This is a genomic window from Staphylococcus sp. HMSC65H10, from assembly GCF_001839185.1.
GTDB lineage: Bacteria > Bacillota > Bacilli > Staphylococcales > Staphylococcaceae > Staphylococcus > Staphylococcus simulans.
The window spans coordinates 52,571-58,604 of the sequence record NZ_KV840351.1 but is presented as its reverse complement, the minus strand read 5'-3'; the positions used below and the strand labels follow the sequence as shown (position 1 = coordinate 58,604).

Annotated in this window: 5 protein-coding genes; all 5 read left to right on the top strand. The window is 35.9% G+C overall.

Annotated features, from left to right (window positions below; genetic code table 11):
- The first annotated feature begins 123 nt into the window (after positions 1 to 123).
- The 5 genes from prfB (at position 124) to uvrB (ending at position 6,034) form a co-directional block, all read left to right on the top strand.
- A protein-coding gene (gene prfB / locus HMPREF3270_RS07275; RefSeq protein ID WP_096754524.1) for a peptide chain release factor 2 occupies positions 124 to 1,240 on the top strand; the annotation gives its coding sequence in 2 pieces (ribosomal slippage) (positions 124 to 195 and positions 197 to 1,240; 1,116 coding nt in all).
- Positions 1,241 to 1,569: 329 nt separating this feature from the next.
- A complete protein-coding gene (locus HMPREF3270_RS07270) occupies positions 1,570 to 2,505 on the top strand; it encodes a COG3942 and LysM peptidoglycan-binding domain-containing protein (protein ID WP_002481546.1) in 936 nt (311 codons plus the stop codon).
- 328 nt (positions 2,506 to 2,833) lie between these two features.
- Complete coding sequence (locus tag HMPREF3270_RS07265) at positions 2,834 to 3,475, top strand: YfbR-like 5'-deoxynucleotidase (protein ID WP_002481547.1); 642 nt, start codon at positions 2,834 to 2,836, stop codon at positions 3,473 to 3,475.
- 6 nt (positions 3,476 to 3,481) lie between these two features.
- The gene (locus HMPREF3270_RS07260; protein ID WP_023015372.1) at positions 3,482 to 3,724 is read left to right on the top strand and encodes a CsbA family protein; all 243 of its coding nucleotides are present in this window, start codon (positions 3,482 to 3,484) and stop codon (positions 3,722 to 3,724) included.
- 327 nt (positions 3,725 to 4,051) lie between these two features.
- Positions 4,052 to 6,034, top strand: coding sequence for an excinuclease ABC subunit UvrB (gene uvrB, locus HMPREF3270_RS07255; RefSeq protein ID WP_002481549.1), 1,983 nt, complete (start codon positions 4,052 to 4,054; stop codon positions 6,032 to 6,034).

The following is a 6,034-nucleotide window of genomic DNA, read 5'->3' as shown; positions in this document are numbered from 1 at the left end:
TTTTTTATATATCAACCGAATTTGACAAAGAGCCCTTTTTTCATACAAGCATATCTCTAAGTTATGCTAAAATAGGAAAAGTATAGAACAAACTAATCAATCAATGTACAGGAGAGAAAAAAGATGGAACTATCTGAAATTAAGCGTAATATCGCGAACTATAGTGAAAAATTAGAACAACTTAGGGGGTCTCTTTGACTTAGAAGAAAAAGAGACAAACATCCAAGAATATGAAGAAATGATGACAGAACCGACATTCTGGGATGATCAAAATAAAGCGCAAGAAATTATCGATAAAAATAATGCGTTAAAGTCAGTAGTGCAAGGCTATCGAGATTTAGAAGCAGAAATCGAAGATATGAACGCGACGCACGAATTACTGCAAGAAGAATATGATGAAGATTTAAAAGCAGACTTAGAAGAAGAAACTGTAAACTTTAAAAGTAAATTAGACGAATTTGAATTACAGTTATTATTAAATGGACCTTATGATGATAACAATGCAATCTTAGAATTGCATCCAGGTGCCGGCGGTACAGAATCACAAGACTGGGCGAGCATGTTGCTTCGTATGTATCAACGCTATGCTGAAGATAAAAACTTTAAAGTAGAAGTAGCAGATTATTTACCTGGTGATGAAGCGGGCGTTAAAAGTGTGACATTGTTAATCAAAGGTCATAATGCGTATGGCTATTTAAAAGCTGAAAAAGGTGTGCATCGTTTAGTACGTATTTCACCGTTCGACTCATCAGGCAGACGTCATACGTCATTCGTTTCTTGTGATGTCATCCCTGAATTCAATAATAATGAAATCGAAATCGATATTAACCCGGATGATATTACAGTCGATACGTTCAGAGCATCAGGTGCCGGTGGTCAGCACATCAACAAAACAGAGTCTGCCATCCGTATTACCCACCATCCAACAGGTATTGTGGTAAATAACCAAAATGAACGTTCACAAATTAAGAACCGTGAAGCGGCTATGAAAATGTTGAAATCTAAATTGTATCAATTGAAATTAGAAGAACAAGAAAAAGAAATGGCTGAAATCCGAGGCGAACAAAAAGACATCGGCTGGGGCAGTCAGATTCGTTCTTATGTTTTCCATCCATATTCAATGGTGAAAGATCACCGTACGAATGAAGAAACAGGTAACGTTAACGCAGTAATGGATGGAGAAATAGGACCATTCATTGAAGCGTACTTACGTACACAAATGGATAACCGTGACGCGTAATGTCACAGATCAAGACCAGAGTATAATATACTTTGGTCTTTTATTTTTTTATCAAACAAAAAACATTATTGATAAAAGTAAATTTAGATGTTAAATGCATGAGTTAATATTACTGTTATGTTACAAAGAATCCTATTAAAAAGGTTAATAAGCGTACTAGTGCCAATGATTTAGTTTAATTGACAGAAAGTTTCTTTGATTTAGAGATTAAACGATAGTATAACGTTTATATTACAACTCTATAACATTCCACCTAGAGCGGAAGGGTTGTGCTATATTGGATTTATCAATTAATGATTAAAAAATGACAGCAAAGGATGAAATAATAAATGAAGAAAGCTTTATTACTATCAGCATCATCATTAACTCTATTAACAGCATTGAATGGTGTTGCATCTGCAGAACAAACGCATGTAGTTAAAGAAGATGCTAAGTTAAGCGAAGTTGCAGCTTTGTTTGCCACTACTACTGATGAAATTAAATCACTTAATAAATTAAGCCAAGACGAAGTTAAAAAGGACACTGCTTTAGTATTACCTGACACAGACGTTGTAGAAGTTAAAGCAGGAGACACTTTAAAATCAATCGCAGCAGCACATAAAATCTCTTTAGATCAATTATACAAATTAAACCCAGGCGTGACACACATCATTTTACCTGGCGATATTTTAGCAGTTTCTGACAAAGGTGCAGCGCATTTAGAAGCGTTACATACTGGTAAAGCTGTACCACAAACAGAACAAAAATCTGGTCAAGCAACAGCAAACTATGATGCACCAGCACACACAACATCAGCTCCTGTAAACTACACTGCTGATGCAGCTTATAACACAAGCTACACTAGTTATGAAGCACCATCTTATAACTATTCACAATCATATAGTGCACCAACAACTTCTTATAGTGCACCTTCATATCAAACAAGTGCACCATCTTACTATTCAGGTGCAAACCTTTACACAGCAGGTCAATGTACTTCATACGCATTCGATCGTGCAGGCGGTAAAGTAGGTTCAACTTGGGGTAACGCAAATAACTGGGCAAACGCAGCGGCAGCAGCGGGACACACAGTAAACAATATTCCAGCAGCAGGTTCAATCATGCAATCTTCTGCAGGTGCTTACGGTCACGTAGCATATGTTGAAGGTGTTAACAGCGACGGTTCAGTTCGTGTATCTGAAATGAACTACGGCTATGGTCCAGGTGTCGTAACTTCACGTACGATTTCAGCTGGTCAAGCAAGCGGTTATAACTTCATTCACTAATTAAAAAATGATTCGCACTGTTCTCTATTAAGAGGATGGTGCTTTTTTTATTGGTTCAAGTGAAATGTAAAGGTTAAGTAAATCGGAAATAAATGCTTTAAATTACAGAAAGAAAAATGGTAAAGTTAAAGCAACTTCAGACATTGTGTGAAGGAAAACCACATACATTATTATAAAGTTCATAAATATAAACTCTTTATTCGTTATATTTCCGCTAGTAAAAGAAAAATGTTTTAATAAAATTGAAAGTAATCGCGATAAAGTGCTTGATATATATTCGTGTATGCGGGTATAATATTTGATTAAATAGATAAGGGGTGAGCTCAACGTGGGTGTACATCAATATTTTAAAAGATTATCTGATTTAGAAAAGCTGATACGCTTGCCTGGTAAATTCAAGTATTTTGAGCATAATGTAGCAGCACATTCATTTAAAGTAACGAAAATAGCGCAATACTTAGCCACAGTAGAAGAACATCATGGCAATGAAATTGATTGGAAAAGTTTATATGAAAAAGCTTTGAATCATGACTTTGCGGAAGTATTTACAGGGGATATTAAAACGCCTGTGAAATATGCCAGCCGTGATTTGAAGAAATTGTTCTCGCAAGTGGAAGAAGAGATGGTAGATAATTTTATTAGAGAAGAATTTCCGGAAGAATATCAAGATGTTTACAGAGAACGTCTGCAAGAAGGTAAAGATGATTCTTTAGAAGGTCAAATTTTGGCAGTAGCTGATAAAATCGACTTGTTATATGAAACATTTGGTGAAATTCAAAAGCGTAATCCAGACTCACTTTTCTTTGAAATTTATGAAATGTCTTTAGAAACTATTATGCAGTTTGATCACTTAGTGTCCGTTCAAGATTTTATCGAGAACGTCATCCCTGAAATGTTAACGGAAAACTTCATTCCACGTTCAGAGTTACGAGAATTAACAATGTCGATTTTAAATAAAAGAGACGGGTGACCGCTTATGCTTCTCATTTGGTATCTTTGTGCCTCGTTTTTCCCATGTATACTTGTCGTACTATTTAGTGTAGTAACGAAAAATAAATGGGTCGGCGCAATTGTGACATTAATGCTGATCGGCGGTTCTATATATAAAGGATTCTTTCATAGTGAATGGATTATTTTTATAGATGTTGTATCTCTGCTGGCTGGTTTTGTGATTGTAGATCAATTGCGTCTTCATAAACAGCATGAAGATGATCGTTGAATAGAAATGAAACAGGTGCTTGTCTAAAAAAGACAAGTGCTTTTTGTTTGGGGAAAAAGAGTAGTTTTACGAACAGATGTTTGTATCTTTTTGACAGAATCTGTTACAATATATAGTGATGTAAAAAGTTTGAAATAGAGTAATTGAGAGTATAGAAAGACTAAATAGAACGATGAAATGAGATTTTGAGAAGTTGCGAATTAACCAGCTTAATTGCAATCTCAACATGAAGTATATGGTTGGGACAGACGACAAGTGTCTCAACCTATTTATATTTTAAAACTCATATTTCTATAGAAGTGTCAATAAAGGAGGATACCGAATTTTATGGAACATCATCCATTTAAAATTGTTTCTGAGTTTACCCCGCAAGGTGACCAACCAGCCGCTATCGAAAAAATTTCAAAGGGTATTAAAGAAGGTAAACGTCACCAAACGTTACTCGGAGCAACAGGTACAGGTAAGACCTTTACGATGAGTAATGTCATTCAACAAGCGGGCAAACCGACATTAGTATTAGCCCATAACAAGACCTTAGCTGGTCAATTATATAATGAGTTCAAAGAATTTTTCCCAGAAAATAGAGTAGAGTACTTTGTCAGCTTCTATGATTATTATCAACCAGAAGCTTATGTGCCATCTACTGACACATTTATCGAAAAAGATGCGACAATCAATGATGAAATTGACCAATTACGTCACTCAGCAACAAGTTCACTCTTTGAGCGTGACGATGTCATTGTTGTTGCCAGTGTCAGCAGTATCTTCGGTTTAGGGGATCCTTCTGAATATAGCAGTTTAGTAGTTAACGTCCGTCAAGGAATGGAAATGGATCGCAGTCAATTTCTACGTGCATTAGTAGATATTCAATATTCAAGAAACGACATCGACTTTAAACGCGGGACATTCAGAGTTCGCGGTGATGTAGTAGAAGTCTTCCCGGCGTCTCGAGATGAAATGTGTATCCGTGTAGAATTCTTCGGTGATGAAATTGATCGTATCAGCGAAGTAAACTATTTAACAGGTGAAGTATTACGTGAAAGAGAACACTTCTCTATCTTCCCGGCATCCCACTTCGTAACTAGAGATGAAAAATTGGAATTAGCGATTCAACGTATCGAAAAAGAATTAGCAGATCGCTTAAAGTATTTAAGAGAGAATAATAAATTATTAGAAGCGCAGCGCTTAGAACAACGTACGAACTATGACCTTGAAATGATGAGAGAGATGGGCTTTTGTTCAGGAATTGAGAACTATTCAGTCCACTTGAGTTTAAGAGATTATGGTTCAACACCGTATACGTTATTAGATTATTTCGGTGATGACTGGTTAATTATGATTGATGAATCTCACGTTACATTACCACAAGTCAGAGGGATGTATAACGGAGATAAAGCACGTAAACAAGTTTTAGTTGACCATGGTTTCAGACTTCCGAGTGCTTTGGATAACCGTCCACTAACATTCGAAGAGTTTGAGAAAAAAGCACATCAATTAGTTTATGTGACTGCGACACCAGGGCCTTATGAGCTAGAACATTCAGATGAAGTTGTTGAGCAAATTATTCGACCAACGGGCTTATTAGACCCTAAAATAGATGTCCGTCCGACGAAGAATCAAATTGATGATTTATTAAGTGAAATTCAAGATAGAATTGATAAAAATGAACGTGTACTCATTACAACGTTAACGAAAAAGATGAGTGAAGATTTAACGACTTATATGAAAGAAGCGGGAATTAAAGTCAATTACCTGCATTCAGAAATAAAAACATTAGAACGAATTGAAATCATTCGTGACTTACGTATGGGTACGTATGATGCGGTTGTCGGTATTAACTTACTAAGAGAAGGTATTGATATCCCAGAAGTTTCTTTAGTTGTAATTTTAGATGCGGATAAAGAAGGTTTCTTACGTTCTAACCGTTCATTAATTCAAACCATCGGCCGTGCTGCGCGTAATGAGCATGGTGAAGTAATCATGTATGCGGATAAGATTACAGATTCTATGCAGTATGCGATTGATGAAACAGAACGTCGTCGTAAAATTCAACAAGCATACAACGAAGAACATGGTATTACACCGAAAACAATTCGTAAGAAAATCCATGACGTTATTAGTGCGACAGTGGAAACAGATGAAGAAAATGAAAAAGAACAAAAAGTCGTACCTAAGAAATTAACGAAAAAAGAACGTGAAAAAACAATTGAAAATATAGAAAAAGAAATGAAACAAGCAGCGAAAGACTTAGACTTTGAGCGAGCAACAGAGCTAAGAGACATGTTGTTTGAACTGAAAGCAGAAGGGTGA

Coding starts and splice junctions, on each gene's coding strand:
- uvrB (WP_002481549.1), top strand. CDS start 4,052: ATGGAACATCATCCATTTAAAATTGTTTCTGAGTTTACCCCGCAAGGT.
- HMPREF3270_RS07270 (WP_002481546.1), top strand. CDS start 1,570: ATGAAGAAAGCTTTATTACTATCAGCATCATCATTAACTCTATTAACA.
- HMPREF3270_RS07260 (WP_023015372.1), top strand. CDS start 3,482: ATGCTTCTCATTTGGTATCTTTGTGCCTCGTTTTTCCCATGTATACTT.